A 25,822-nucleotide genomic window follows, 5' to 3' on the forward strand; every position below is an offset into this window, starting at 1 on the left:
TCAAGCCCAAGCCCACTCACGAAACCGCCGGATGACCGCCATGCCCGACTACAAGAGCCTCGCCAGCCAAGGCGCCGTACTGCTCGGCTCCGTTCTTCTCACCCTGCCTATGTCCGCAGCGGCCGAGGAGGGCGGCTTCTTCGACGACGACAGCCTGACCCTTCTCAACCGCAACTACTACTTCAACCGCAGCGCCCAGGATGGCCGGCCGAACCGCCGGGACTGGAGCCATGGCCTGATGCTCGACTACAGCTCCGGTTTCACCCGGGGCACCGTTGGCTTCGGCCTGGATGCCTTCGCCTACCTGGGCCTGAAGCTGGACGCCTCGCCCGGCAAGAGCGGCACCTTCAACCTGTCGATCCGCGATGACGGCAGCGTGGCCGATGACTACGGCAAGGCCGGCGCCGCGCTGAAGCTGCGGGTGTCCGCCACGGAGTTGCGCATCGGCGAGCAGCATGTGGATACCCCGGTATTCGCCGTGGGCCACAACCGGCTGATCCCGCAGACCGCCACCGGCGTCGCCCTGGACAGCCGGGAGCTGAAAGGCCTGACCCTGCAGGCCGGGCATTTCACCTCGGCCACCGGCCATGTCACCACCGGCAGCGACGGCGATCTCTGGGCCCTCTATGCCGGCGTCACCACGCCCTCGGTCGATTACGCGGGCGGGCGCTACCAGTTCAGCCCGGACCTTTCCGCCAGCCTCTACACCGCGCGCTTCGAGGACATCTGGAACCAGTACTACCTGGAGCTTGCCGGTAGCCGCGAACTGGACAGGGGCCGCCGCCTGGGCGCCGAGCTCAACCTCTACCGCAGCCTCGACACGGGCCGTGCCCGTGCCGGCAGCATCGACAACACCACCCTGGGGCTCAGCGGCTGGTACCAGGTGGGCGCGCAGCGCTTCACCCTGGCCATGCAGAACATCGACGGCAATACGCCGTTCGACTTCCTCGCGGTGGGCGCCGTCAACCGCAATGGCCAGAATGGCCGGGACAAGGCCGGGCCCGTGCGCCTGCCCAACGCCGTGCAGTACTCCGACTTCAACGGCCCCAACGAGCGCTCCTGGCAGCTGCGCTACGACCTCGACATGGCCGCCTTCGGCGCGCCCGGCCTCAACCTGATGGGGCGCTGGCTACGTGGTTCGGGCATCGACGGCACCCACTTGCCAGCCAACAGCCCCTACGCCGGGCGCTGGGGCGATGGCGGCAAGCACCGCGAAACCAACCTGGAGGCGCGCTACGTGGTGCAATCCGGCGCCGCCAAGGGGCTGAGCTTCCGCCTGCGGCAGACCTGGCACCGGGGCAACCCGGCCCAGGGCGAGGGCAATATCGACGAGTTCCGCGTGATCACCGACTACCCCCTCGACCTCATCTGAGGTCCCCGCCCGCCGCCCGCTTCCTGCGGGCGGCGCATCGCACCTGAACTTTCCCGCGTGCGCGGTCCTCCATCCAAGGGAGAGGCATTTCGCAACCTGAGGAACACGCCATGAACACCTTCCGCGCCCTGGGCGCCGCCCTGATCCTGCTGGCGCCGCTATACGGCCACGCCGCCTGCACCACAGACGAAGCCGCGGCCAAGGCCGAGCAACTGGCCGCCAAGGTCAAGCAGGTCACCGAGAGCAACCCGGAAAAGGCCCGCGAGATCAACGAGGAGATGAAGGCGCTCAAGCCGCAGACCCAGACCAAGGGCGGCGAGGAAGAGTGCACGATCTACGACCAGCGCATCAAGGAGCTGGAGGAGGCCGACAGGAAGGCGGAGCAGGGGTGAGCGGGAGTTCCCCCTGCCAGCAGTGTGACTCGGACCCACGGGCCGCTGCGCGGCCCTTCGCGAATGAATTCGCTCCTACATAAAGCGCGGCCGTGCCGGCGCTGCGCGCATCGAATCCGAGCTCGGAATCCGGGGCCGTTGTAGGAGCGAATTCATTCGCGAAAGCAGGCCGAAGGCCTGCCCCGCATCTCTCGATCAATGCGCCCCGGCGCCCTTGACCAGGTCGCTCTCGTTCCACTCGCTGTACACGCAGGCATCCGCCGCGGCCCAGCGCACCATCACCGGGTCGCCCGGTTGCAGGGGCGCGGTGGCACCGGAGAGCTCCTTGAGGGTCAGCTGGGTGCCGCCTGCGGTGACGACGCTGCAGGTCAGGCTTTCGCCAAGGAACACGGTTTCGCTCACCTTGGCCTGGATCTGGTTCCAGCCGGCGGCCAGCGGTTCGCGGGCGGCCTGTTCCGGGCTCAGCACCTGGGCCTTCTCCGGGCGCACCATCAGCACCAGGTCCTGGCCGTTTTGCAGGCCGGCGGTGGGGCGGATCGCCAAGGGTTGGTTCTCGAAGCTGGCCACCGCGTTGCCCTGGGCCTTCACCTTGAGGAAGTTGGAGTTGCCGAGGAAGGAGGCGACGAAGGCATTCGGCGGGTTCTGGTAGAGGTCGAAGCCGCTGCCCAGGCCGACGATCTTGCCGTGGCTGAAGATGGCGATGCGCTGGGACAGCCGCATGGCTTCTTCCTGGTCGTGGGTGACGTAGACGATGGTGATGCCCAGGCGGCGGTGCAGGTGACGCAGCTCGTCCTGCAGGTCTTCGCGCAGCTTCTTGTCCAGGGCGCCGAGGGGTTCGTCCATCAGCAGGATGCGCGGTTCGTACACCAGCGCCCGGGCGATGGCCACCCGTTGCTGCTGGCCACCGGAGAGCTGGGCCGGGCGGCGTTGGGCGAACTGCTCCAGCTGCACCAGCTTGAGCATGGCCTCTACGCGGCGCTCGCGCTCGCCGGCGGCCTGCTTGCGGATGTCCAGGGGGAAGCCGATGTTGTCGCGCACGTTGAGGTGCGGGAACAGCGAGTAGCGCTGGAACACCATGCCGATGTCGCGCTTGTGGGACGGCACGTTCACCAGGGACTTGCCGTCCACCAGGATTTCGCCGGAGCTGGGGGTCTCGAAGCCGGCCAGCATCGACAGGGTGGTGCTCTTGCCCGAGCCGCTGGAGCCGAGGAAGGTGAGGAACTCGCCGTCCTGGATATCCAGGGAAATGTTATCCACAGCGGTGAAGTCGCCGTAGTGCTTGTTCAGGTTGCGCAGGCTGACCAGGGTCTTGTTTTCGCGGGTGTCTTGGATCACGGCACTCATTGTCTTTACCTCGGCGCTCAGGCGCTTGCAGGGTTGCGCCGGCGCAGCACGGCGGCTATCAGCATCACCAGGACGGACAGGCCGATCAGCAGCGTCGAGGCGACGGCGATCACCGGGGTCAGGTCCTGGCGCAGGGTGGTCCACATTTTCACGGGCAGGGTCTGCAGGGTCGGGCTGGCCATCATCACGCTCAGCACCACTTCATCCCAGGAGACCAGGAAGGCGAACAGGGCGCCGGCCATCATGCCGGGGCGGATCGCCGGGAAGGTCACCTTCATCACCGCCTGCAGCCGCGAGGCACCGCAGATCACCGCGGCATCCTCGATGGACTGATCGAACAGCTTCAGCGAGTTGATGATCGAGATGATGGTGAAGGGCAGGGCGACTATTACGTGGCTGACCACGAAGGAGAACAGCGTCCCGGTGTAGCCGAGCTTGAGGAACAGGGCGTACACGGCCACGGCGATGATCACCAGGGGCACGATCATCGGCAGGGTGAACAGGGCGTAGAAGAACTCCCGGCCGGGGAACTTGCCGCGCACCAGGGCAAACGCGGTGGGCAGGCCCAGGGCCACGGCGCAGACGGTGGTCAGCACGGCGACCTTGAGGCTGGCGAGCGCCGCGTCCATCCAGTCGGCATTGGAGAAGAACTGGCCGTACCACTTCAGCGTCCAGCCCGGCGGCGGGAACACCAGCCACTGGGAGGAGCCGAACGACAGCAGCACGATGAACAGGATCGGCAGCAGCAGGAAGGCCGCTATCGCCCCGGTGGTGAGGTAGAGGCCGATGCGCAGGCGCAGGCCCATGGCGTTGGGTGACAGCAGCATGGCTTACCTCGCAGTACTCGAAGCCACCGGGGATTCCGGCTGCAGCTTCAGGTAGACGTAGAACAGCGCCAGGGTGATGGCGATCAGCAACGCCGCGGCGGCGCTGGCCAGTCCCCAGTTGAGGAAGGACTGCACCTGCTGGACGATGAATTCCGGCAGCATCATGTTCTGTGCGCCACCCAGCAGGGCGGGGGTGACGTAGTAACCCAGGGACATGACGAAGACCATCAGGCCACCGGAGAACAGGCCCGGCCGGCACAGCGGCAGGAACACCCGGAAGAAGTTGGTCCAGGGGCTGGCGCCGCAGATCGAGCCGGCCTGCAGCACCATCGGGTCGATCGCCGCCATGGTGGCCTGCAGGGGCAGCACGATGAACGGGATCATGATGTAGCTCATGCCGATCACCACGCCGGTGAGGTTGTGCACCATCTCCAGCGGCTGATCGATGATGCCCAACGCCATCAGCGTCTTGTTGATGACGCCGGTGGCCTGCAGCAGCACCAGCCAGGAGTAGGTGCGCGCCAGCAGGCTGGTCCACATCGACAGCAGCACGATGCTCAGCAGCCAGCGCCCCCAGCCACGGGGCACCAGGGTGATCACCCAGGCCAGGGGGAAGCCGAGCAGCAGGCTGATCAGGGTCACCAGGCCGCCGACGGCGAAGGTGTTGAACAGCACGCGGGCGTAGGCCGAGTTGGCGAACAGCTGTTCGTAGTTGCCCAGCCCCGGCGTGGGTTCGAGCACCCCGCGCAGGAGCAGGCCGATCAGCGGTGCAAGGAAGAACAGGCTGAGGAACAGCAGGGCCGGGATCAGGTTACGGGCACCGCGCCAGCGCAGCGCGGTCTGGTTGTCTCGCTTCATCGGCGCAGCCTTCGAGTCGCTGCCGGCGGAGGCGCGGGCTGCGCCTCCGCCGGCGTTGGCCGGCGAGCCGGGCGGAATGGCCGCCATCTTCACTTGACCAGCCATTCGTTCCACCGCGCGGCGATAGCCTGGCCGTTCTTGGCCCAGTACGCATAGTCGAGGGTGATCTGATCCTTAGCGTAGGCAGTGGGCAGGTTGGGGGCGAGGTCGCCCTTGAGCTGGCTCACGCTGTCGACGTTCACCGGGGCGTAGGCGGTTAGGTTGGCGAACTCGGCCTGGCCCTTGGCGCTGCTGGCGTTGGCCAGGAACTTCATGGCCGCGTCCTTGTTCTTGGCGCCCTTGGGGATCACCAGGAAATCGGCCATGACCAGGTTCTGCTTCCAGGTCACGCCAACCGGCGCGCCGTCCTGCTGCAGGGCGTAGACGCGGCCGTTCCAGAACTGGCCGAGGCTGGCTTCGCCGGAGGCCAGCAGTTGCTGGGACTGGGCGCCGCCGCCCCACCAGACGATGTCCTGCTTGATGGTGTCGAGCTTCTTGAAGGCGCGGTCCAGGTCCAGCGGATAGAGCTTGTCGGCGGGCACGCCGTCAGCCAGCAGGGCCAGTTCCAGCACGCCGGGGCTCGGCCATTTGTAGAGGGCGCGCTTGCCGGGGTATTTGGTGGTGTCGAACAGGGCGGTCCAGTCCTGCGGGGCGTTGCCGCCGAGCTTGCCCTGGTTGTAGCCGAGCACGAAGGAGAAGTAGAAGGAGCCGACACCGTGGTCGGAGACGAAACGCGGGTCGATCTTGTCGCGCTGGATCACGTTGAAGTCCAGCGGCTCCAGCAGGCCCTCGGCGGCGGCACGCAGGGCGAAGTCGGCCTCGACGTCCACCACGTCCCACTGCACGTTGCCGCTCTCGACCATGGCCTTCAGCTTGCCGTAGTCGGTCGGGCCGTCCTGCACCACGCGAATGCCGCTAGCCTCGCTGAAGGGCTCGGCCCAGGCCTGCTTCTGCGCATCCTGGGTAGTGCCGCCCCAGCTGACGAAGCTGAGGTTCTCGGTGGCGAAGGCGGCGGTGCCGGTCGCGGCCAGGATGACTGCGGCGAGTACCGCGCTTGCACGTTTTTTCAACACCATCTTGCTTGCCCTCATTGTTGTGTTTGTACGCAAGCGGGCTTCGCTTTCTACCCGCTTATCAGGAGCAGGGGACCCCAATGGGGCCTTCAAGGGCGGCCGTGCCGAGTGCTCTTGTTACATGCTGGTCCCTGGCGGGCGCACTCGCTGAAAATCTACGGCCTACGGAATGTCATATTATGGTATTCCAAACTTTGTGCAAGCCTTTCGCCTTGCCGGTCATCGCCAGCGGTTGCGGATGGGGGAAGGTGTAGGGGGCGGGAGGTAGGAGCGAATTCATTCGCGAAGCAGGCCGCAGGCCTGCCCGGCCGGAAGCCGTAGGATGGGTAGCTCCGTAGGATGGGTTGAGCGGAGCGATACCCATGCGGCGCGAACTGATGGGTATCGCAGGCTCAACCCATCCTACGTCGCTGCGAAACCCATCATTCGGTGCGGACGATTCCCGGATTGCATCCGGGCTGCATCCTGCGATGGGTTTCGCTTCGCTCTACCCATCCTACGAAAGGGCATTCACGCCCTCGCAGGGCTCAACCCTCGAACGGCAGGGTCTCCACCACTTCCAGGTCGTAGCCGGTCAGGCCGGCGTACTTCAGCGGCGCGCCCAGGTGGCGCAGCTTGCCTACGCCGAGGTCCTGGAGGATCTGCGCGCCGGTGCCCACCTCGGAGTAGATGCGCGACTGCGAGCGGCTGAACTGGCGGCGCGCCTGGGTCAGCTGCGGCACCCGCTCCAGCAGGGCCTGGGAGGACTCGTTGTTGGCCAGCACCACCACCACGCCGTGGCCGGCCTCGGCCACCTTCTGCAGGGCGGCCCAGAGGGTCCAGTTCTTCGGCCCGGTGTATTCGGCGCCCACCAGGTCGCGCAGCGGGTCGATCACGTGGACCCGCACCAGGGTCGGCTGGTCGCGCTGGATCTCGCCCATCACCATGGCCATGTGCACGCCGCCTTCGATGCGGTCTTCATAGGTCACCAGGCGGAAGGTGCCGTGCACCGTGGGCAGTTCGCGCTCGCCGATGCGCGCCACTGTGTGCTCGGTGCTGAGGCGGTAGTGGATCAGGTCGGCGATGGTGCCGATGCGGATCCCGTGCTTCTTGGCGAAGGCTTCCAGGTCCGGGCGGCGGGCCATGGTGCCGTCGTCGTTCATCACCTCGACTATCACCGCCGCCGGGCTGAAGCCGGCCAGGCGCGCCAGGTCGCAGCCCGCCTCGGTGTGCCCGGCGCGGGTCAGCACGCCGCCTTCCTTGGCCCGCAGTGGGAAGATGTGGCCGGGTTGCACCAGGTCGTCGGCGCAGGCATCGGGCGCCACGGCAGTGAGCACGGTGTGGGCGCGGTCGGCGGCGGAGATGCCGGTGGTGACGCCGCTCGCGGCCTCGATGGAGACGGTGAAGGCGGTGGCGAAGGCGCTGCCGTTGGCCGGCACCATCTGCTCCAGGCCGAGGCGCTGGCAGTGCTCGTCGGTGAGGGTCAGGCAGATCAGGCCCCGAGCCTCGCGGGCCATGAAGTTGATTGCTTCAGGGGTGCAGGCTTGCGCCGCCAACAGCAGGTCGCCCTCGTTCTCGCGGTCCTCGTCGTCCACCAGCAGGACCATCTTGCCCTGGCGGAAGTCTTCGATGATTTCTTCGATGCGGTCGAATGGCATGGCGTGTTACCTGGCTGGATCAAAGGGGAAGTAATCTGGTATACCATAATACCAATTTTCACCGAAACAGCAGAGGTCAGCATGAAGGCTTACTGGATCGCCCACGTGGATGTCACCGACCCGGAACGCTATGCCGAGTACACCCGTCGCGCCCCGGCCGCGTTCGCCAAGTATGGCGGCAAGTTGCTGGCCCGAGGCGGCCGTTCGGAAGCCATGGAGGGCCGCGCGACGCCCCAGCGCAGCGTGGTGATCGAGTTCGATTCCTACGACCAGGCCCAGGCCTGCTACCGCTCGGCGGACTACCAGGAGGCCTGTGGATATCGCCAGGGGGTGGCGCGGGCGGAGGTGATCATCGTGGAGGGGGTCGAGCCGTAGGTTGGTCCGAGCCTGCGAGGCCCAACACGCGGAGCCGAGGTCTGCTCGTTGGGCTTCGCTTCGCTCTGCGCCAACCTACAAAGGCCTGGGTATTACCGGATGAAATGGATCTTCCCGGTATCGTCGTTGCCCATGTAGATGCCATAGACCCCCGCCTGGCGTTCCTCGATGTAGCGCTCGAGGATCTGCCGGATGGCCGGGTAGTAGATGGCGTCCCAGGGAATCTCTTCCGCGGCGAAGAAGCGGTAGTCCAGGGTCTCCGGGCCGTGCTGGCCGGTCACTTCCAGGGCGATGGCGCGGAAGATGATGTAGACCTCGCTGATCTTCGGCACGCTGAAGATGGAGTAGGGCGAGACGATCTCGGCGCGCACGCCGCTCTCTTCCCAGACTTCGCGCAGGGCCGCTTCCTCGGTGGTCTCGCCGTTCTCCATGAAGCCGGCGGGCAGGGTCCAGGTGCCGGGGCGCGGGGGGATGGCGCGCTGGCAGAGGAGGTACTTGCCGTCCTGCTCGATGATGCAGCCGGCGATGACCTTGGGGTTCTCGTAGTGGATATGCCCGCAACCGGCGCAGACCAGGCGCGAATGGGTGTCCCCGTCGGGTTGCCGGCGGCTCAGGTCGCCTGAGCCGCACTGTGAGCAGAATCGCGGGGCGGGCATGGCGTCAGCGCCCGATGCGCGGCTCTTTGAGGGCGATCGGGCTGGCGATGTCGCGCACCTTGCCTGGTTCGTCCTGCTTGGACTTGAGGTAGTCCAGCGCCACCTTGGCGGCGGCGCGGACATGGTCCACCGAGGCCTGGTGGGCGGCCAGCGGGTCGCCGCTCTTGATGGCCTCGACTATGCGTTCCATTTCCTGGTTGCTGGCGCCGCGACGGTTCTCCTGGGATACCGAGGTGGCGCGCAGGTAGCTGATGCGTGCCTGCAGCTGGCGCAGCTGGGTGGCGGCGATGTGGTTGCCGGAGCCTTCCAGCAGCACGTCGTAGAAGCCCTGCACCGATTCCAGCACCTGTTGCAGCTCGCCTTCCTCCAGGGCCTCGCGGTTCTCCGCCAGGGCCTTCTCCAGGGCGCGGATGTCCTTGGCCTTGGCGTTGAGGGTGAAGAGCTGGACGATCAGGCCTTCGAGCACGCAGCGCAGCTCGTAGATATCGCAGGCGTCTTCCAGGGTGATGATGGCCACGCGCGGCCCCTTGGCGTCGGCGAATTCCACCAGGCCTTCTGACTCCAGGTGGCGCAGGGCCTCGCGCACCGAGGTGCGGCTGACGCCGAGGCGGTCGCAGAGGTCGCGCTCCACCAGGCGGTCGCCGGGCAGCAGCTGGAAGTTCAGGATGGCGCCCCGCAGCTTGTCGAGGACGATCTCGCGCAGGGTGACGGGATTGCGGTTGACCTTGAAGCTGTCGTCGAGGGGCAAGCGTTTCATGTGGTCCGCTCTGGTTATGGCTGTCCGTAGGAAAAACGAAGGAGCACCAGAGGGTGCTCCATCATCGGGTGGCGCCGGCGGTCAACCCTGTGCTTCCGCGTCGGCTTCGGCGAAAGCCTCGCGGGCGATGCGGAAGCTGTCCACTGCCGCCGGCACACCGCAGTAGATGCCGACTTGCAGGAGGATCTCGCGGATCTGCTCGCGGGACAGGCCGTTGCGCAGGGCACCGCGAACATGCAGCTTCAGCTCGTGGGGGCGGTTGAGCGCCGAAATCATGGCCAAGTTTATCATGCTGCGTTCTTTCAGCGATAAGCCGTCCCGGCCCCAGACGTGGCCCCAGCAGTACTCGGTGACCAGCTCCTGCAGCGGGCGGGTGAAGTCGTCGGCGTTCTGGATCGACTTGTTCACGTAGGCCTCGCCCAGCACCTTCGTGCGGATCTCCAGGCCCTTGGCGTACTTGTCGTTGCTCATGCGCGGCTCCGGTTCCTCTGTGGATAAAAAAGGGCCGCTGCCGAGAGAGGTGGCGAGCGGCCCCGAAGGTGACTCAGGCGATCTCCGGCAGGGGACCGAGCTTGCCCTTGTGGTAGACCATGGGCGTGACCGGCTCCCGGGGCAGGATCAGGTTCTTCACCGCGCCGACGATGATGGCGTGGTCGCCGCCGTCGTACTCGCGCCACAGCTCGCACTCGATGATGGCCGTGGCCTTGGACAGCAGCGGGTTGCCCAGCTCGCTAAGGTGCCAGTCGATGCCGTTGGCCTTGTCCTTGCCCTTCTTCGCGAAGGCGTAGGCCTCGGCCTGCTGGTCGGAACACAGCAGGTGGATGGCGAAGCGCTTGCTGTCTCGCAGGATCGGGTAGGTGTCCGAGGCGTAGTTGGGGCAGAACAGCACCAGGGCCGGGTCGATGGACAAGGCGCTGAAGGCGCTGGCGGTGATGCCGACTATGTCGCCTGCCTCGTCCAGGGTGGTGACCACCGTGACGCCGGAGGGGAAGGAGCCCATCACTTCTTTGTAGATGCCGGGTTCGATCATGGCGGTGCCTCTCAGCGCATCACGAAGGGGTCGGGCATGGGCGCCTGCGAGAGGTTGATCCACACCGTTTTCAGCTCGGTGTAGGCCAGCACCGAATCGATGCCGCTCTCGCGGCCGTAGCCGCTGTTGTGGAAACCGCCGATGGGGGCCATGGCCGACACGGCGCGGTAGGTGTTGACCCAGATGATCCCGGAGCGGATGTCGCGGGCCATGCGGTGGGCGCGACCGAGGTCGCGGGTCCAGATGCCGGCGGCGAGGCCGAACTGGGAGTCGTTGGCCATGGCCAGCGCTTCGGCCTCGTCCTTGAAGCGGATCACCGAGGCCACCGGGCCGAAGACCTCTTCCTGCATGATCTTCATCGAGTTGCGGTCGCACTCGAACAGGGTCGGTTCGTAGTACCAGCCTTGCTCGTCGATGGCCGGGCGCTTGCCGCCCATGCGCAGGCGCGCGCCTTCGGCGATGGCGTCGGCCACCAGGCCCTCCACCACGGCAAGCTGCTGCGCGGTGGCCATGGGGCCCATCTCGCTGCCGTCGTCCTGGGGGTTGCCGATGCGGATGCGCTGGGCGCGGGCCACCAGGCGCTCGACGAATTCGTCGTAGATGTCTTCCTGCACCAGCAGGCGCGAACCGGCCACGCAGCTCTGCCCGGAGGCGGCGTAGATGCCGGCAACGGCGCCGTTGATGGCGCTGTCGAGGTCGGCGTCGGCGAAGATGATGTTGGGCGACTTGCCGCCCAGTTCCAGGGACAGCTTGGCGAAGTTCTCCGCGCTGCTGCGAACCACGTGGCGGGCGGTGGCGGCGCCGCCGGTGAAGGCGATCTTGCGCACCAGCGGATGGCGGGTCAGCGCCGCGCCGGTGCTCGGGCCGAAGCCGGTGACCACGTTGACCACGCCGGCCGGGAAGCCGGCTTGCAGGGCCAGGCGGGCCAGTTCGAGGATGGTCGCCGAGGCGTGCTCGGAGGGTTTCAGCACGATGGTGTTGCCGGCGGCGAGCGCCGGGGCCAGCTTGATAGCGGTGAGGTACAGCGGGCTGTTCCAGGGAATGATCCCGGCCACCACGCCCAGGGGTTCGTGGACGGTGTAGGCGAACATGTCCGGCTTGTCGATGGGCAGGGTGCCGCCTTCGAGCTTGTCCGCCAGGCCCGCGGTGTAGTGGAAGAACTCCGGCAGGTAGCCGACCTGGCCACGGGTCTCGCGGATCAGCTTGCCGTTGTCGCGGCTTTCCAGCTGGGCGAGGTGTTCCTTGTTCTCGGCGATCAGGTCGCCCAGGCGACGCAGCAGCTTGCCCCGCGCGGTGGCGGAGAGTCCGCGCCAGGCCGGGTTGCCGAAGGCCTGGTGGGCCGCCTGCACGGCACGCTCGACATCCGCTTCGTCGGCATCGGGCAGTTCCGCCCAGGGCGCGGCCAGGGCCGGGTTGAGGCTTTGGAAGGTCTTGCCGGACAGCGCATCGACCCATTGGCCGTCGATGCACATCTGGAAGCGTGCGAGCGTCATGCGACGATCCCCTTTGCGTGATTCTGGAAGTTCTGCGCCTGCAGGAGGAAGTCCAGCAGCATCTGGTTGACCAGACGCGGCGACTCCACCGGCATCATGTGGCGCTGCTCGTCGAGCACCGCCACCTGGGCGCCGGGAATGCGCTCGGCCAGTTGCCGGGCCATCTCCGGTGTCGAGCCCGGGTCCAGTTCGCCGGTGGCGACCAGGGTCGGCACGGTGATGCCGGGCAGGTCCTCGACCCGGTACATGTCCTGGGTGGCGAACAGCTCATAGGTAGTCAGATACCCCTGCGGATCATTGCTGGCAAGGGTCTGGCGGATGGCCGCGATCTGCGCGGGGTTGGCCGCCTGGTATTCGTGGCTGAACCAGCGCGACAGCGCCGCCTCGGCGTTGGCGTCGGGGCCGTGTTCGGCGGCCTGGCGGGTGCGTTCGATCACCCCGGCACGCTGTTCGGCACTGCGGTTGAACACGCTGTTGAGGATCACCAGGCCCTCCAGTCGCTGCGGGTGGTGCAGGGCGAAGGCCCGCGCCACCAGGCCGCCCATGGAGAAGCCGATGACCGTGGCGCGTTCGAGCTGCAGGTGTTCCAGCAACTCGCGCAGCTGCTCGGCGTAGCCCTCCAGGCCCGTGCCCGGTTCCGGGCGCGGGCTGGCGCCATGGCCGAGCATGTCGTAGGCGATGACCTGGAAGTGCGGGGCCAGGCCGACGATCTGGCCGCCCCACATTTCCTTGTTCAGGCCGACCCCGTGGATGAGCACCACGGGGTGGCCTTGGCCGGTCGCCAGGTAGCTGGTGCCGGCCGGTGTGCGTTCAGCGGTGAGCCGAATCATGGATCGCTCCTGCACGGGGCTTGGGATCACTGGGCCTGCTCGGCGGCCAGTTCTTCCAGGTCGATGTAGCGGTTGCCGATGCGCGGGTGCAGGCGGCCACCGTTGGCGGCGCCCAGCACGACGATGATCTCGTCGGCGCGCGGTGCGTCCTCGATCTGCATTTCCAGGGTGATGTAGTGGGAGCGCAGGCCCTCGTCGTCCTTGTGCATCATCGGGATCTGGATCGAGGTGCCGGGGCCACCGCGCTTGTTGGTGAAGCTCAGGTAGCTCTTGGCGTTCACCGCCTGGCGGTAGTGGTTGCCGAAGCGCAGGGTGTGGATAACCGCGGAGGCGTGTTCGATCTCACCGTCGGCGCCGACCACGGCGGCCTTGCCGTAGGCCTCGATCTTGTTGGCACCGCCGATGGCGGCGGTCAGGCGCTCGACCATCATGGCGCCGAGGTCGGAGCAGTTGGCCTTGATCTCGGGCTTGAGGTCCTCGACGAAGCCACGGCCGAGCCAGGGGTTCTTGATCACCACGGCCAGGCCGACCATGGTCACCGGTTTGTCGGTGGCCTTGCCGCCTTCGATGAAGGTCTCTTCCACGTAGCTGACGATCTTGCGGATTTCGAAGCTCATTGGGCTCTCCTGGTTTGGGAAATCTCTTGCTGTCTGATGGTATACCATAATATTGAATATGCAAGAGCCAGGGCCCAGGGGAGGACAGGGCCGGGCGACGGAAGGTCATGCAGCCCAGGAAGGGCGCGGAAGGATACGGGAAAATATGGAATACCGTAATACGGACTTCCATGTGGTGGGGGATATCCTGGGGGCGCCTTCGGTGCGGGAAGGATTGTTGTAGGGGCGAATTCATTCGCCAACCGGACCGCAGGTTCGGCCGGCAAGGTCCCGGGGCCGCTGCGCAGCCCATGGCGAATGAATTCGCCCCCACAAAGAAGCGTGCGCCGCGGATGGGCAGGATAGTTGTAGGGGCGAATTCATTCGCCAACCGGACCGCAGGTTCGGCCGGCAAGGTCTCGGGGCCGCTGCGCAGCCCATGGCGAATGAATTCGCCCCCACAAGGAAGGAAGGGGCTCAGGCCCGGGGAACGTACCCCAACTGCGCCGAGATCGCCGCAGCGCTCTGGAACAGCGCCTGGAGGAAGCGGCCCTGGGCGTCGGGGCCGTCCATGACGGCGTCGGCGCCGGAGAGGTTGATGGCCGCGACCACCTGGCCCGCGTGGTCGCGGATGCCGGTGGCGATGGCGGTGGAGTAGTCGGAGCGGTGCAGCACCCAGCCGCGTTCGCGGTCCTGGGCGATCAGCGCCTGCAGTTCCGGCAGGGTGCGCGGCGCCGGTGGCGGGTAGTCGTCCAGGCGCAGGTGTTGGTAGAGCTGGCCCAGCTCCGCCTCGCCCAGGGCGGTCAGCAGCACCCGCCCCAGGGCCGTGGCGTGGCAGGGCAGGCGGGTGCCGATGGGGATGTTTACCGTCAGTCGCTGGGGCGCGAAGGCGCGGTACACATAGAGGCTGTCGGTGTGCTCGCGGATGCTCAGGTGGCAGGACAGCGAGGTGCGGTCGCGCAGGGCGTTGAGCTCGGGCATGGCCACTTCGACTATGTCGCGGCTGGCCAGGTAGGCGAAGCCGTCGGCGATCACCTGGGGGCCCAGCTCGAAGGCGTTGCGCCCGGCCTTCTGCAGGTAGCCCATGTCCACCAGGGTCTGCACGATGCGGTACAGCGCCGAGGTGCTGACCCCCAGGCGCTCGGCCATGTCCTGCATGCCCAGCACCCGCTCGCGGGCGTTGAACATGCCGAGGATGGTCAGGCCGCGCTGCAGGGCCGGCACCCGGTAGTCCGTTTCGCGATCAGGGGTTTCGATGGCGGTCATGGAGACTCCTTCGATCAGGTGGACTCCTGTAGGTTGGGCAGAGGTACGAAGCCCAACGATCGGGGGCCCGCTGCGCGCGCCATGTTGGGCTTCGCTGCGCTCTGCACCAACCTACTAGAGCAACGCTTCCAACGACACCGGCTGGCCACCGAACTCCTCCATGGCATCCAGCATGGCCGCCTGGAAGTACTCCAGGGACGGCCGGTCGCAGAGGATGTGGAAGAACGGCCGCTCGCCGCTGCCGGCGTTGATCACGATGACGTTGATCCGCGCCGCCGAGGTCTGCGCCACCGCGCCCACCGGGAAGGCCTCGGGCCGCAGGTCCACCCCGCAGACCTTGGCCATCACCTCGGCCACATGGCGCCCAGAGAGCTGCAGCCAGGCATGGCTGTCCTGGCGCGGCAGCAGGTAGTTGCCCAGTTCGCCCAGCTGCCAGCCGGCTTCCTCGGCGGCGATACGTTCGCCTCGGTCGGCCAGGCTGCCCAGCAACAGGTACTCGGTCTGCGACAGGCGCGCCACCAGGCCGCCGTCGGCCTGGGCCAGCGCCCGGTTGGGCGCCTCCGGCAGCTGGTAGCCGCGCCCGCTGAGGAAGGCGGCGGCGTCGATGCCACGGAAGCCCACCCGTGGCAGGTCGGTGAGGTCGATGAGCGCGCAGCGCTCGATGGGGTTCAGGCTGGTCATGGCTCAGAGCTCCTGGCGCTGGTTGTCGGGATCGAAGAAGGGCAGTTGCACCACCGTGGCCTGCACCACCTGGCCGCCCTCGACGCGGATGGGGATGACCATGCCGGGTTCGGCCTGGTCGGCGCCGGCATAGGCCAGGCCGATTATCTGGCCGAGAGTGGTCGAGTACTCGCAGGAGGTGACGTTGCCGCTGATGTCCGGCCCCTTCAGTACCAGGTGGCCTTCCAGCGGTTGCGGGCTGCCCTTGGGCAGGGTGAAGCCCACCAGCTTGCGCTTGAGCGGCTGCGCTTCGAGGATCTCGATCGAGCGCTTGCCGACGAAGAAGGCCTTCTTGCGGCCGATGGCCCATTCCATGTCGATCTCACCCGGATGGGTCATGCCGTCGGTGTCCTGGCTGATGATCACGTGGCCCTTCTCCAGGCGCAGCAGGCGCTGGGTCTCGACGCCGAACGGGCGGATGCCGAACTCGGTGCCGGCGGCCATCAGCGCGTCCCACAGCTTGCCGCCATGGCGCGCCGGAACGTGGATCTCGTAGCCCAGCTCACCGACGAAGCCCACCCGCATCAGCCGCGCCGGGATACCGGCCACCGTGCCGGTGCGCACAGCGAGGTAGGGGAAGCCCTCGGCGGACAGGTCGACGTCGTCGCAGAGCTTTTCCAGCACCTGGCGCGACAGCGGCCCGGCCAGGTTCACGGCGGCCAGGGCGGCGGTGACGTTGGTGATGTCCACGTTCAGGCGCCACTGGGCGTTCCACTTGAGCATCTGCTGGTAGATGCGGTCGACGCCGCTGGTGGTGGCGGTGACGTAGAAGTGGTTGTCGGCCAGGCGCGCGCAGACGCCGTCGTCGATCACCACGCCCTGTTCGTTGGTCATCAGCGCGTAGCGGGTGCGTGCCACCGGCTGCTTCTTGAAGGGCAAGGTGTAGATGCGCTCCAGCAGTTCGGCGGCATCCGGGCCACGCACGTCGAGGCCGCCCAGGGTGGAGACGTCGATCAGGCCGACCTTCTCGCGCACATGGCGGGCTTCTTCCTGCATGCAGCGCTCGCGTTCCTCGGGCTTGCCGTAATAGGCCGGGCGCTGCCAGATGCCGGCGGGCATCAGCTTGGCTCCGGCGGCCACATGGCGGCTGTGCATGGGCGTCTGCCGGTAGGGGTCGAAGGCGCGGCCGGCGACATGGGCCAGCTTCTCCGCCTCGAAGGGCGGGCGCGCGGTGGTCACGCCGGTTTCGCTGATGCTGCGGCGGGTGGCCTGGGCCACCAGGCGGGCGGTGGGCAGCGCCGAATGGCGGCCCTGGGACGGGCCCATGCCGACGGTGGAGAAGCGCTTGACCAACTGCACGTCGCGGTAGCCGATGCGGGTGGCGTTGACGATGTCGCGCACTTGCAGGTCCTCGTCGAAGTCGACGAAATCCTTGCCCTTGGGGTGGGGGAAGATCGGCCAGTCGAAGTTGACCCGCGCCTCGCCGGCGAAGGCCGCCTCGCCGATGCCCGCGTCCAGGCCGAGGGCCACGCAGGCGCCGGCGGCGACACGGGCGCCGTCCAGCAGCACGTTGTCCAGGTTGTGCCGGCCGTTCACCGAGCCGGCAATGGCAAGGTGCTGCGGCAGGCCGCTGATGGCGAACTCGGCGCGCTGCTCGTCGTAGGCCAGCTTGCCTCCGGCCTGGCACAGCAGCTGGTACACCGGCATGTAGCCGGCGGACATGCACAGCAGGTCGCAGGCAAGCCGAAGGCCACTCTCGGAGACCTGGCCCTGGGCGGTGATGCGGCGGATATCCACCCCGCTGACATGGCGCATGCCTTTCTCGTGCAGGGCTTCATAGACGGTGCTGCCGAGGTGGCAGGGGATGCCCTGCTTTTCCACGGCGATTTTGAGGGTGGCATCGGACGGCTGCTGGCGCATGTCCACCAGGGCCGCGACTTGAACGCCTTGCTCGGCGAGGTCGAGGGCGGCCAGGTAGCCGTCGTCGTTGCCGGTGAGCACGACGGCGCGCTTGCCCGGCTTCACCGCGTAGAGCTTCATCAGCCGCTGGGCGGCGCTGGCCAGCATGATGCCGGGCAGGTCGTTGTTGCGGAACACCACCGGCTGGTCGAAGGCGCCGGCGCTGACGATGCACTGCCGGGCGCGCACCTTGTACATGCGCCGGCCCTGGATCACCGGCAGGTAGTTGTCGGTGAACCAGGCGTTGCAGGTGGCGTCCTTCAGTATCTGGATATTGGCGTGGCCTTCCACGGCGGCCACCAGCTCGCGGCGCAGCAGTTCGGCGCGGCGACCTTCCACATCGAAGCGGGCGTAGGTCAGCGAGCCGCCGAGCACCGGCTGTTGTTCCACCAGCAGCACCTTGGCGCCGGCGTTGGCGGCGGTCAGGGCGGCGGAGAGGCCGGCGGGACCGGCGCCGATGATGGCGACATCGACGAACAGGTAGGCCTTGTCGTAGTACTGCGGCTTGAAGCCGAGGTCGAGTACGCCCAGGCCGGCCTTCTTGCGAATCAGCGGCTCCCATACCTTCCACATGCCCTTGGGCTTGTAGAAGGAGCGGTAGTAGAAGCCCACCGGCATGAACTTGGAAAACTTGCCCAGGTAGGCGTCGCGGTCGTTGTCCAGCGAGCCGTTGAAGTTCTGCCCGGTCACCTGGATGCCGGCGCGGATCGCCTGGGCGTCGGCCAGCACGTTGGGCTCGTCGGGCAGCTGCACCAGGGTGTTGGCGTCCTGCCCGGCCATGGTCAGTGGGCCGCGCGGGCGGTGGTACTTGAAGGAGCGCGAGAGCAGCCAGCGGCCGTTGGCGAGCAGGGCGCTGGCGATGCTGTCGCCGGCAAAGCCCTGGTAGTCGGTACCCTCGAAGCTGAAGCGGAGCGGCTGGTCGCGGTCGATCAGCAGCCCCATGGGGGCGGGGAGGCGGCTCATCCGGCGATCTCCTGGGCGTGCGGGGCGAACTCGACCCGCTGGCTGAACACTTCCTTCGGATCGAAGGTACGAATGATCTGGTCGGTAACCGTGTGGCGCTCGGCGAGGAACCAGTAGCTGGAGGCGTTGTGCAGCCACCACTCGCGCACCACGCCGGCGGCGTTGTCGCTGTTGAACACGTAGTCGGCCCACTCGGCGTCGCTGCAGGTGGCCGGGTCGGGCATCACCTTGAATTCGCCGCCGTAGGTGAATTCGCTGATGTTGCGGGGGCCGTTGAGCGGACAGTTCATGATCTTCATGGTGGTTCCCCTTAGTGGCTCGCCGCCGTGGCGCCCATCTCGTTGACCTGCTGGAAGGTGCTGAAGCGGTCGAGGGCGAAGGGCTTGATCAGCTCCGGCACCTTGCCGCCGCTGGCCACCAGCTCGGCCATGGTCTTGCCGCAGATGGGCGTGGACTTGAAGCCCCAGGTGCCCCAGCCGGCGTCCAGGTAATAGTTCTGCACCGGCGACAGGCCCATGATCGGGCTGTAGTCCGGGGTCATGTCGGTGATGCCCGCCCACTGGCGCATCAGCTTGGCGTTGGCCATGAAGGGGAACATCTCGATGGCGTGGGCCAGCAGGCTTTCCTTCAGGTCCAGGGTGGAGCGGGTGTTGTACAGCGGGTAGGGGTCGGAGCCGCCGCCGAAGACGATCTCGCCACGACTGGTCTGCTGCACGTAGCAGTGCAGGGCCGAGGAACTCACCAGCGGGTCGAGGAAGGGCTTGAACGGCTGGGTCACCATGGCCTGCAACGGGTAGGTGTGGATCGGCGCGCGGATGCCCGCCTTGGCCAGCATCAGCGAGCTGGCGCCGGCGATGGCCTGCACCGCGCAACCGCATTTCACCGTGCCGCGATTGGTCTTCACGGCGGTGATGCGGCCGTTCTCGATCACCAGGTCCTGCACTTCGGTGAGCTGGTGGATTTCCACCCCGCGCTTGGCCGCCTGCTTGGCGTAGCCCCAGGCCACGGCGTCGTGGCGCGCGGTGGCGCCGTCGATGTGCCAGAGGCCGGCGAGCACCGGCAGGTGGCCCGGGTCCAGGTTGAGGCTGGGCACCAGTTCGCGGATCTGCTGGCGGTCGATCATCTCGGTGCGGCCACCGAAGTGCTTGTTCACTTCGGCGCGCTGGCGGAAGGCGCGCACCGTGGCATCCGTGTGGGCCAGGGTGAGCTGGCCGCGCTCGGAATACATGATGTTGAAGTCGAATTCGTTGGAGAGGTTCTGGAACATCTTCACCGACTCGGCGTAGAAGCGCACACCTTCGGAGGTGAGGTAGTTGGAGCGGATCACCGCCGTGTTGCGCGCGGTGTTGCCGCCGCCGAGGTAAGACTTCTCCAGCACCGCCACATTGGTGATGCCGTGGTACTTCGAGAGGTAGTAGGCGATGGCCAGGCCGTGGCCGCCGCCGCCGATGATGACCACGTCGTAGGACGGCTTGAGCTCGGTGGGCGGCGGCAGGTCCACCTCCACCGGGTACTCGGAGCTGAGGCCATATTTCAGGAGATTGAACGGCATGGCGCCTCCGGGAGCTTGGCAAGGTTGGGCTGGGCCGGGTGCTGCAGGCGCGCGGCGGCCAGGGTGTTCTTCATCAGGAAGGCGATGGTCATGGGGCCGACGCCGCCGGGCACCGGGGTGATGGCGGCGGCGTGGGCGAGGGCGGAGTCGAAGTCCACGTCACCCACCAGTTTCGAACGGCCGTCTTCTTCGATGCGGTTGATGCCCACATCGATGACCACGGCGCCGGGCTTGATCCACTCGGCATCCACCAGGCGCGGGCGGCCCACGGCGGCGACCACGATGTCGGCCTGGCGGCACAGATCCTTCAGGTTGGCGCTCTTTGAATGCACCACGGTGACCGTGCAGTGGGCCTTCAGCAGCAGGGCGGCCATGGGCTTGCCGACGATATTCGAGCGGCCGATCACCACCGCGTGCTTGCCGGCGAGGTCGCCGCAGGTGTCCTCAAGCAGGCGCAGGCAACCGGCGGGGGTGCAGGGGGTGAGCACCTCGCGGCCCTGGCTGAGGCCGCCGACGTTTTCGGCATGGAAACCGTCCACATCCTTCAGCGGACTCACGGCCTGGAGCACGCGGCTCTCGTCGATATGCCCCGGCAGCGGCAGCTGGACGAGGATGCCGTTGACGCTGTCATCGCCGTTGAGCGTGTGGATAAGTTGCAGCAGCTCGGCCTCGGCGGTGTCCGCCGGCAGCTTGTGCTCCAGGGAGCGAATGCCGCACTCCTCGGCGCGCAGCACCTTGTTGCGCACATAGACCTGGCTGGCCGGGTCCTGGCCCACCAGCACCACGGCCAGGCCCGGGGCGAGGCCTGCGGCTTTCATTTGCCGCACCTCGGCGCTCACCTCCGCCAGCACGCGGGCGGCGGCGGCCTTGCCGTCGATCAGCTTGATAGGGGCTTGTGCGTTCACCGGAAGATCACCGTACGGTCGCCATTGAGGAAGACCCGGTGCTCCAGGTGGTACTTCACCGCCTTGGACAGGGCCACCGTCTCGGTATCGCGGCCGATGGCGACCAGGTCGTCGGGCAGGTAGGCGTGGTCCACGCGCTGCACTTCCTGCTCGATGATCGGGCCCTCGTCGAGGTCGCTGGTTACGTAGTGGGCAGTAGCGCCGATCAGCTTCACGCCGCGCTCATAGGCCTGGTGATAGGGCTTGGCGCCCTTGAAGCCGGGCAGGAACGAGTGGTGGATGTTGATGGCGCGGCCGGACAGCTGGCGGCAGAGGTCATCGGAGAGGATCTGCATGTAGCGGGCGAGCACCACCAGCTCGGTGCCGGTCTCGTCGATGATCTGCAGCAGGGCCGATTCCTGCTGGGATTTGGTGTCGCGGGTCACCGGCAGATAGATGAAGCGGATGCCCTCGCGCTCGGCCATGGGCCGCAGGTCCAGGTGGTTGGAGACGATGGCGGTGATCTGCATGTCCATCTCGCCTTTGTGGTGGCGATAGAGCAGGTCGGCCAGGCAGTGGTCGTACTTGCTCACCATCAGCAGCACGCGCATGGGCTGGGTGGTGCCGTGCAGGGACCACTCCATCTCGAAGCGGCGGGCCACCGCGTCGAAGCCCTGCTCAACTTCGTCGATGTCGCCCTCGTACTGGTCGTTGAAGCGGAACACCGCGCGCATGAAGAAGCGGCCGCTGGTGTCGTCGTCGAACTGCGACATCTCGCTGATGTAGCAACCCTTCTCCGCGAGGTAGGTGGTCACCGCCGCAACGATGCCGGACGTCGCCGGGCAACTGATCTTGAGGATGTAATGGCTGGTGGCGTGTTGCATGTCGGGTCCTCGATTGGGGGGCGGCAGCTCATCGCAAGGCGGGAAAATTGCATGGGTGAAACGGGATTTCGTCCCTGAAATATTTTTACTGTCAGGAAATTAAAATTCCTGTTGCGCTTTTATAGGCGAAGTAAATCTGCAGGTCTAGCCTGTTGGGAAAATTTTTATCCTGTCAGGAAACTTTTCGTGCGGCGTCTGGCAGCCCTGCGGGCTGCTTGGCGAATGAATTCGCCCCTACAGAGGTTTACCGGACCGGGTGCGTAGGATGGGTTGAGCGAAGCGATACCCATCGGTGGAGATCGATGGGTATCGGAATGGGCGGACTTTACTCGTTGCCGTAGTTCATCACCGACAACAGGCGGATCGGCACCTGCAGCAGCTTCTCCGGGCCGTGGGGGATGTCGCCGTCGAAGGTCAGGCTGTCGCCGGCCTGCATGTGGTAGAGCTGGTTGCCGTGGCGGTACACCAGCTCGCCCTCCAGCAGGTGGAGGAACTCGGTGCCGGGGTGGGCGAAGGTGGGGAACTCCTCGCTGGCGTCATCCATGCTCACCATGTAGGCCTCGAAGTTCTTCTTCGGCCCGCGCGTGTGGTTGAGCAGGTGGTAGGTGTGGCCCTTCTCGGTGCCGCGGCGGACCACTTCCATGCCGTCGCCGGCCTTCACCAGGATGGCGTTTCCGTCGGGCTGGTCGTACTGGCTGAACAGCTTGGACATGGGCATGCCGAGCACGTCGCAGAGGCGGCTCAGGGTGTCCAGGCTGGTGGAGACCTGGGCGTTCTCGATCTTGCTGAGCATGCCCTGGCTGATCCCGGCGATACGCGCCACGTCCGCCAGCTTCAGCTCCTGCGCCTGGCGCTGGCGCTTGATCTGCATACCCAGGTACTGCTCCAGGCGGAGGCGAGGTGGGGTTTCGGTGGTCATCGGCGGCGAGTCCTGCACGGTTTCGGTTCAAGAATTATTTTTTCGCACTGGGAAAGTGCAATCCGGAATATCCGGGTTGGATCAGGCTCAGGAACTTTCCCACAGTGAAAACGATTTTCCCATATAAACAGTAGCTCGGTGCAAAACCGAGTGCCCTCCCTCCGCGATTTCCAGATTGGCAAGCTGCTTGCATTCCTGATGGGAAACTAAGTTTCCTGAGTGGAATTCGATGTCACAGCCAGGCCGCCAACTGCCCGATCCGACCCGCCGGACCCCGACGCTGGCGCGCCACAGCCTTCCCCATTGCCTGCCTTCCATTGACCGCCTTGCCCTATTCCAGGAGTGAAGACTCATGTTGCCAACCGAAACGCAGCGCATCATCGAACAGCACGGCATCAAGTACGTGCTGGCCCAGTTCGTCGATATCCATGGCGCCGCGAAAACCAAATCCGTGCCGGTGTCCGGCCTCAAGGCGGTAGCGGAGGAGGGCGCCGGGTTCGCCGGCTTCGCCATCTGCGGCATGGGCATGGAACCCCACGGCCCGGACTTCATGGCCCGTGGCGACCTCTCCACGCTGATCCCGGTGCCCTGGCAGCCGGGCTACGGCCGGGTGGTGTGCATCGGCCATGTGGAAGGCAAGCCCTGGGCCTACGACACCCGCTATGTCCTGCAACAACAGGTCCAACGCCTGACCGACAAGGGCTGGACCCTGAACACCGGCCTGGAGCCGGAATTCAGCCTGTTCCGCCGTGGCGCCGACGGCAAGCTGCAGCTGGTGGATGCCTCCGACAACCTCGACAAGCCCTGCTACGACTACAAGGGCCTGTCCCGCTCCCGCGAGTTCCTCGAGCGCCTGACCGAGGCCCTGCAGCCGGTGGGCTTCGACATCTACCAGATCGACCACGAGGACGCGAACGGCCAGTTCGAGATCAACTACACCTACAGCGACGCCATGGAATCGGCGGACCGTTTCACCTTCTTCCGCATGGCCGCCGGCGAGATCGCCAACGACATGGGCATGATCTGCTCCTTCATGCCCAAGCCCGATCCCAAGCGCGCCGGCAACGGCATGCACTTCCACCTGTCCATCGGCAGCGCCAGCAACAAGAACCTCTTCCACGACCCGAGCGACCCCAGCGGCATGGGCCTGTCGAAGCTGGCCTACCACTTCGCCGCCGGCCTGCTGGCCCACGGCCCGGCCCTGTGCGCCTTCGCCGCGCCCACGGTGAACTCCTACAAGCGCCTGGTGGTGGGCCGCTCCCTCTCGGGGGCGACCTGGGCCCCGGCCTTCATCGCCTTCGGCGCCAACAACCGCTCGGCCATGGTCCGCGTGCCCTACGGCCGCCTGGAATTCCGCCTGCCAGACGCCGGCTGCAACCCCTACCTGGTGACCGCCGCGATCATCGCCGCCGGCCTCGACGGCATCGACCGCCAGCTGGAACCGGACACCGTGTGCAACGAGAACCTCTACAACCTGAGCCTGGAAGAGATCGCCGCGCGCGGCATCAAGACCCTGCCCCAGTCGCTCAAGGAAGCCTGCGACGCCCTGGAAGCCGACCCGCTGTTCCACGAGGTGCTCGGCCCCGAGATCGTCGACGAATTCATCAAGCAGAAGCGCATGGAGTGGGTGGAGTACAGCCGCCACGTCTCCGACTGGGAGATCCAGCGCTACACCGAATTTTTCTGATCCCTTTACCTGCCCCGAGGAGACACGCCATGTGCGGAATCGTAGGTCTTTACCTGAAAAAGCCCGAGCTGGAAGGCCAGCTCGGCAAACTGTTCGAACCCATGCTCGAGGCCATGACCGATCGCGGTCCGGACAGCGCCGGCTTCGCCATCTACGGCGATGAAGTGGCCGATGGCTGGGTCAAGCTGACCCTGCAGGCCATCGAGGCCGACTACGGCTGGAAGCACCTGATGGGTGCCCTGGAAGGCCGCCTTGGCTGCTCCCTGGACTGGTTCCAGAACGCCAGCGCCGCTGTGCTCAAGGTCAACTGCGAGGAAGAGCGCGCGCGCGCCGCCCTCGCCGACCTGGCCCCTGAAGTGCGCATCATGAGCGCCGGCCAGAGCATCGAGATCCTCAAGGGCATGGGCCTGCCGAAGGAAATCTCCGAGCGCTTCGGCCTCGGCAAGATGAAGGGCAGCCACATCATCGGCCACACCCGCATGGCCACCGAAAGCGCGGTGACCATGGAAGGCAGCCACCCGTTCTCCACCGGCGCCGACCTCTGCCTGGTGCACAACGGCTCGCTGTCCAACCACTTCCGCCTGCGCCAGGAACTCAAGCGCCAGGGCATCAGCTTCGAAACCGAGAACGACACCGAGGTGGCCGCCGGCTACCTGACCTGGCGCCTGCAGCAGGGCGACAGCCTGAAGGAAGCCCTGGACAAGTCCCTGGAGGACCTGGACGGCTTCTTCACCTTCGCCATCGGCACCCGCAACGGTTTCGCGGTGATCCGCGACCCCATCGCCTGCAAGCCGGCCATCCTCGCCGAGACCGACGACTACGTGGCCATGGCCTCGGAGTACCAGGCCCTGGCCAGCCTGCCGGGAATCGAAAACGCAAAAGTCTGGGAACCCGAACCAGCCACCATGTACATCTGGGAAAGAGCATGAGTCGACCCATGCCTGCTGCGCGCACCGATTGCCGCGTCAGGTCCTCGCGATCCGCTCGCCGTACTACTCGTACTGTCTCGCGGATCACTCCGGGCCTTCCTTGCACTCGGCGCGCTCGCGACGGCCTGACTTCGACTCGACACTTTTTGGAGATTTCCTAATGAAGACCATCGACCTTTCCAGCGCCTCGGTGCGTGATCTGAACCAGGCCCTGCACGGCGACGTGCAGGACCGCGAATGGGTGGTCACCCACCCGGCCGGCAAGCACAACCTGGCCGTGGGCGTGAACCAGGCCGTGAGCATCGATATCAACGGCCACGCCGGCTACTACTGCGCCGGCATGAACCAGAAGGCCAGCGTCACCGTGCACGGCAACGTCGGTGTCGGCGTGGCCGAGAACATGATGTCCGGCACCGTACGGGTGAAGGGCAGCGCCTCCCAGGCCGCCGGCGCCACCGCCCATGGCGGGCTGCTGGTGATCGAGGGCGACGCCGGTGCCCGTTGCGGCATCTCCATGAAGGGCGTCGACATCGTGGTCGGCGGCAGCATCGGCCACATGAGCTGCTTCATGGCCCAGGCCGGGCGCCTGGTGGTCTGCGGCGATGCCGGCGACGCCCTCGGCGACTCGCTCTACGAGACCCGCATCTACGTCCGCGGCGAGGTGAAGTCCCTGGGTTCGGACTGCATCGAGAAAGAGATGCGCGCCGAGCACCTGGAAGAGCTCCAGGAGCTGCTCAACCGCGCCGGCTTCGACGCCGACCCGGCCAGCTTCAAGCGCTACGGCTCGGCGCGCACCCTGTACAACTTCAAGGTCGATAACGCATCCGCCTACTGATCCAG

At 66.5% G+C, this 25,822-nt stretch carries 26 protein-coding genes; 6 read left to right on the plus strand and 20 right to left on the minus strand.

All coding sequences use genetic code 11. The features are described 5' to 3' along the window. Positions 1–31 precede the first annotated feature (31 nt). A complete protein-coding gene (locus PCA10_RS06975; protein WP_016491339.1) occupies positions 32–1,372 on the plus strand; it encodes an OprD family porin in 1,341 nt (446 codons plus the stop codon). Positions 1,373–1,482: 110 nt separating this feature from the next. Continuing rightward, positions 1,483–1,764, plus strand: coding sequence for a hypothetical protein (locus tag PCA10_RS06980; RefSeq protein WP_016491340.1), 282 nt, complete (start codon positions 1,483–1,485; stop codon positions 1,762–1,764). Positions 1,765–1,959: 195 nt separating this feature from the next. Here the strand turns inward: PCA10_RS06980 and PCA10_RS06985 are convergent, their stop codons facing one another. From PCA10_RS06985 to ribBA, 5 genes are all read right to left on the minus strand, one after another. Beyond that, positions 1,960–3,108, minus strand: a complete 1,149-nt coding sequence (locus PCA10_RS06985) for an ABC transporter ATP-binding protein (RefSeq protein WP_016491341.1) — start codon at positions 3,106–3,108, stop codon at positions 1,960–1,962. A 17-nt stretch (positions 3,109–3,125) separates the two neighbouring features. Then, on the minus strand, positions 3,126–3,935 hold the full coding sequence (locus tag PCA10_RS06990) for an ABC transporter permease (RefSeq protein ID WP_016491342.1): 810 nt from the start codon (positions 3,933–3,935) through the stop codon (positions 3,126–3,128). A 3-nt stretch (positions 3,936–3,938) separates the two neighbouring features. Beyond that, positions 3,939–4,898 carry an ABC transporter permease gene (locus PCA10_RS06995; protein ID WP_144276950.1) on the minus strand — a complete coding sequence of 320 codons (960 nt, stop codon included), beginning with the start codon at positions 4,896–4,898 and terminating at the stop codon, positions 3,939–3,941. Further along, positions 4,883–5,908 carry an ABC transporter substrate-binding protein gene (locus PCA10_RS07000; protein ID WP_016491344.1) on the minus strand — a complete coding sequence of 342 codons (1,026 nt, stop codon included), beginning with the start codon at positions 5,906–5,908 and terminating at the stop codon, positions 4,883–4,885. The genes PCA10_RS06995 and PCA10_RS07000 overlap by 16 nt, the downstream gene beginning before the upstream one ends. Before the next feature lie 524 nt (positions 5,909–6,432). After that, positions 6,433–7,542 carry a bifunctional 3,4-dihydroxy-2-butanone-4-phosphate synthase/GTP cyclohydrolase II gene (gene ribBA, locus PCA10_RS07005; protein WP_016491345.1) on the minus strand — a complete coding sequence of 370 codons (1,110 nt, stop codon included), beginning with the start codon at positions 7,540–7,542 and terminating at the stop codon, positions 6,433–6,435. 81 nt (positions 7,543–7,623) lie between these two features. Between ribBA and PCA10_RS07010 the strand changes: the two genes are divergently transcribed. Continuing rightward, positions 7,624–7,917, plus strand: a complete 294-nt coding sequence (locus PCA10_RS07010) for a DUF1330 domain-containing protein (RefSeq protein WP_016491346.1) — start codon at positions 7,624–7,626, stop codon at positions 7,915–7,917. A gap of 92 nt (positions 7,918–8,009) precedes the next feature. Here PCA10_RS07010 and PCA10_RS07015 read toward each other — a convergent pair whose 3' ends face one another. From PCA10_RS07015 to PCA10_RS07085, 15 genes are all read right to left on the minus strand, one after another. Continuing rightward, a complete protein-coding gene (locus tag PCA10_RS07015) occupies positions 8,010–8,573 on the minus strand; it encodes an NUDIX hydrolase (protein ID WP_016491347.1) in 564 nt (187 codons plus the stop codon). Between the two features lie 4 nt (positions 8,574–8,577). Then, entirely contained in the window at positions 8,578–9,330 is a 753-nt protein-coding gene (locus PCA10_RS07020) for a GntR family transcriptional regulator (RefSeq protein ID WP_016491348.1), read from the minus strand. 81 nt (positions 9,331–9,411) lie between these two features. Next, on the minus strand, positions 9,412–9,801 hold the full coding sequence (locus PCA10_RS07025; RefSeq protein ID WP_016491349.1) for a carboxymuconolactone decarboxylase family protein: 390 nt from the start codon (positions 9,799–9,801) through the stop codon (positions 9,412–9,414). 73 nt (positions 9,802–9,874) lie between these two features. Continuing rightward, positions 9,875–10,360, minus strand: coding sequence for a flavin reductase family protein (locus PCA10_RS07030; protein WP_016491350.1), 486 nt, complete (start codon positions 10,358–10,360; stop codon positions 9,875–9,877). Positions 10,361–10,371: 11 nt separating this feature from the next. Next, entirely contained in the window at positions 10,372–11,853 is a 1,482-nt protein-coding gene (locus PCA10_RS07035; RefSeq protein ID WP_016491351.1) for an aldehyde dehydrogenase, read from the minus strand. Then, positions 11,850–12,683 (minus strand): alpha/beta fold hydrolase, encoded by an 834-nt coding sequence (locus tag PCA10_RS07040; protein ID WP_016491352.1) that lies wholly within the window; start codon positions 12,681–12,683, stop codon positions 11,850–11,852. Before PCA10_RS07040 ends, PCA10_RS07035 begins: the two co-directional genes overlap by 4 nt. Before the next feature lie 26 nt (positions 12,684–12,709). Then, positions 12,710–13,300, minus strand: a complete 591-nt coding sequence (locus PCA10_RS07045) for an amino acid synthesis family protein (RefSeq protein ID WP_016491353.1) — start codon at positions 13,298–13,300, stop codon at positions 12,710–12,712. Between the two features lie 456 nt (positions 13,301–13,756). After that, on the minus strand, positions 13,757–14,545 hold the full coding sequence (locus PCA10_RS07050; protein WP_016491354.1) for an IclR family transcriptional regulator: 789 nt from the start codon (positions 14,543–14,545) through the stop codon (positions 13,757–13,759). Positions 14,546–14,659: 114 nt separating this feature from the next. Continuing rightward, on the minus strand, positions 14,660–15,226 hold the full coding sequence (locus tag PCA10_RS07055; protein WP_016491355.1) for a sarcosine oxidase subunit gamma: 567 nt from the start codon (positions 15,224–15,226) through the stop codon (positions 14,660–14,662). Between the two features lie 3 nt (positions 15,227–15,229). Next, positions 15,230–18,127 (minus strand): FAD-dependent oxidoreductase, encoded by a 2,898-nt coding sequence (locus PCA10_RS07060; protein WP_016491356.1) that lies wholly within the window; start codon positions 18,125–18,127, stop codon positions 15,230–15,232. Continuing rightward, positions 18,124–18,426: a sarcosine oxidase subunit delta gene (locus PCA10_RS07065; RefSeq protein WP_016491357.1), complete on the minus strand. Its 303-nt coding sequence runs from the start codon at positions 18,424–18,426 to the stop codon at positions 18,124–18,126. The genes PCA10_RS07060 and PCA10_RS07065 overlap by 4 nt, the downstream gene beginning before the upstream one ends. Positions 18,427–18,437: 11 nt before the next feature. Beyond that, positions 18,438–19,679 (minus strand): FAD-dependent oxidoreductase, encoded by a 1,242-nt coding sequence (locus PCA10_RS07070; RefSeq protein ID WP_016491358.1) that lies wholly within the window; start codon positions 19,677–19,679, stop codon positions 18,438–18,440. Further along, on the minus strand, positions 19,661–20,584 hold the full coding sequence (folD, locus tag PCA10_RS07075) for a bifunctional methylenetetrahydrofolate dehydrogenase/methenyltetrahydrofolate cyclohydrolase FolD (RefSeq protein ID WP_016491359.1): 924 nt from the start codon (positions 20,582–20,584) through the stop codon (positions 19,661–19,663). Before folD ends, PCA10_RS07070 begins: the two co-directional genes overlap by 19 nt. Further along, positions 20,581–21,447, minus strand: coding sequence for a formyltetrahydrofolate deformylase (gene purU / locus PCA10_RS07080; protein WP_016491360.1), 867 nt, complete (start codon positions 21,445–21,447; stop codon positions 20,581–20,583). Before purU ends, folD begins: the two co-directional genes overlap by 4 nt. 325 nt (positions 21,448–21,772) lie before the next feature. Beyond that, positions 21,773–22,366, minus strand: coding sequence for a helix-turn-helix domain-containing protein (locus PCA10_RS07085; RefSeq protein ID WP_016491361.1), 594 nt, complete (start codon positions 22,364–22,366; stop codon positions 21,773–21,775). Between the two features lie 352 nt (positions 22,367–22,718). On the opposite strand from PCA10_RS07085, the gene glnT reads away from it, so the two are divergent. The 3 genes from glnT (at position 22,719) to PCA10_RS07100 (ending at position 25,817) form a co-directional block, all read left to right on the plus strand. After that, positions 22,719–24,053 (plus strand): type III glutamate--ammonia ligase, encoded by a 1,335-nt coding sequence (gene glnT / locus PCA10_RS07090; protein ID WP_016491362.1) that lies wholly within the window; start codon positions 22,719–22,721, stop codon positions 24,051–24,053. 29 nt (positions 24,054–24,082) lie between these two features. Then, a complete protein-coding gene (locus PCA10_RS07095; RefSeq protein WP_016491363.1) occupies positions 24,083–24,982 on the plus strand; it encodes a class II glutamine amidotransferase in 900 nt (299 codons plus the stop codon). Positions 24,983–25,142: 160 nt separating this feature from the next. Next, positions 25,143–25,817, plus strand: coding sequence for a GltB/FmdC/FwdC-like GXGXG domain-containing protein (locus PCA10_RS07100; protein ID WP_016491364.1), 675 nt, complete (start codon positions 25,143–25,145; stop codon positions 25,815–25,817). The last annotated feature ends 5 nt before the right edge of the window (positions 25,818–25,822 follow it).

The sequence above is a fragment of the Pseudomonas resinovorans NBRC 106553 genome (assembly GCF_000412695.1).
GTDB lineage: Bacteria > Pseudomonadota > Gammaproteobacteria > Pseudomonadales > Pseudomonadaceae > Metapseudomonas > Metapseudomonas resinovorans_A.

Coding starts and splice junctions, on each gene's coding strand:
- PCA10_RS07020 (WP_016491348.1), bottom strand. CDS start 9,330: ATGAAACGCTTGCCCCTCGACGACAGCTTCAAGGTCAACCGCAATCCC.
- PCA10_RS06975 (WP_016491339.1), top strand. CDS start 32: ATGACCGCCATGCCCGACTACAAGAGCCTCGCCAGCCAAGGCGCCGTA.
- PCA10_RS07050 (WP_016491354.1), bottom strand. CDS start 14,545: ATGACCGCCATCGAAACCCCTGATCGCGAAACGGACTACCGGGTGCCG.
- PCA10_RS07055 (WP_016491355.1), bottom strand. CDS start 15,226: ATGACCAGCCTGAACCCCATCGAGCGCTGCGCGCTCATCGACCTCACC.
- PCA10_RS07000 (WP_016491344.1), bottom strand. CDS start 5,908: ATGGTGTTGAAAAAACGTGCAAGCGCGGTACTCGCCGCAGTCATCCTG.
- PCA10_RS07065 (WP_016491357.1), bottom strand. CDS start 18,426: ATGAAGATCATGAACTGTCCGCTCAACGGCCCCCGCAACATCAGCGAA.
- PCA10_RS07045 (WP_016491353.1), bottom strand. CDS start 13,300: ATGAGCTTCGAAATCCGCAAGATCGTCAGCTACGTGGAAGAGACCTTC.
- PCA10_RS07070 (WP_016491358.1), bottom strand. CDS start 19,679: ATGCCGTTCAATCTCCTGAAATATGGCCTCAGCTCCGAGTACCCGGTG.
- PCA10_RS07015 (WP_016491347.1), bottom strand. CDS start 8,573: ATGCCCGCCCCGCGATTCTGCTCACAGTGCGGCTCAGGCGACCTGAGC.
- PCA10_RS07085 (WP_016491361.1), bottom strand. CDS start 22,366: ATGACCACCGAAACCCCACCTCGCCTCCGCCTGGAGCAGTACCTGGGT.
- PCA10_RS06995 (WP_144276950.1), bottom strand. CDS start 4,898: ATGGCTGGTCAAGTGAAGATGGCGGCCATTCCGCCCGGCTCGCCGGCC.
- PCA10_RS07095 (WP_016491363.1), top strand. CDS start 24,083: ATGTGCGGAATCGTAGGTCTTTACCTGAAAAAGCCCGAGCTGGAAGGC.
- PCA10_RS07100 (WP_016491364.1), top strand. CDS start 25,143: ATGAAGACCATCGACCTTTCCAGCGCCTCGGTGCGTGATCTGAACCAG.
- PCA10_RS07035 (WP_016491351.1), bottom strand. CDS start 11,853: ATGACGCTCGCACGCTTCCAGATGTGCATCGACGGCCAATGGGTCGAT.
- PCA10_RS06985 (WP_016491341.1), bottom strand. CDS start 3,108: ATGAGTGCCGTGATCCAAGACACCCGCGAAAACAAGACCCTGGTCAGC.
- PCA10_RS06980 (WP_016491340.1), top strand. CDS start 1,483: ATGAACACCTTCCGCGCCCTGGGCGCCGCCCTGATCCTGCTGGCGCCG.
- PCA10_RS07010 (WP_016491346.1), top strand. CDS start 7,624: ATGAAGGCTTACTGGATCGCCCACGTGGATGTCACCGACCCGGAACGC.
- PCA10_RS07030 (WP_016491350.1), bottom strand. CDS start 10,360: ATGATCGAACCCGGCATCTACAAAGAAGTGATGGGCTCCTTCCCCTCC.
- glnT (WP_016491362.1), top strand. CDS start 22,719: ATGTTGCCAACCGAAACGCAGCGCATCATCGAACAGCACGGCATCAAG.
- ribBA (WP_016491345.1), bottom strand. CDS start 7,542: ATGCCATTCGACCGCATCGAAGAAATCATCGAAGACTTCCGCCAGGGC.
- PCA10_RS07040 (WP_016491352.1), bottom strand. CDS start 12,683: ATGATTCGGCTCACCGCTGAACGCACACCGGCCGGCACCAGCTACCTG.
- PCA10_RS07060 (WP_016491356.1), bottom strand. CDS start 18,127: ATGAGCCGCCTCCCCGCCCCCATGGGGCTGCTGATCGACCGCGACCAG.
- PCA10_RS07025 (WP_016491349.1), bottom strand. CDS start 9,801: ATGAGCAACGACAAGTACGCCAAGGGCCTGGAGATCCGCACGAAGGTG.
- PCA10_RS06990 (WP_016491342.1), bottom strand. CDS start 3,935: ATGCTGCTGTCACCCAACGCCATGGGCCTGCGCCTGCGCATCGGCCTC.
- purU (WP_016491360.1), bottom strand. CDS start 21,447: ATGCAACACGCCACCAGCCATTACATCCTCAAGATCAGTTGCCCGGCG.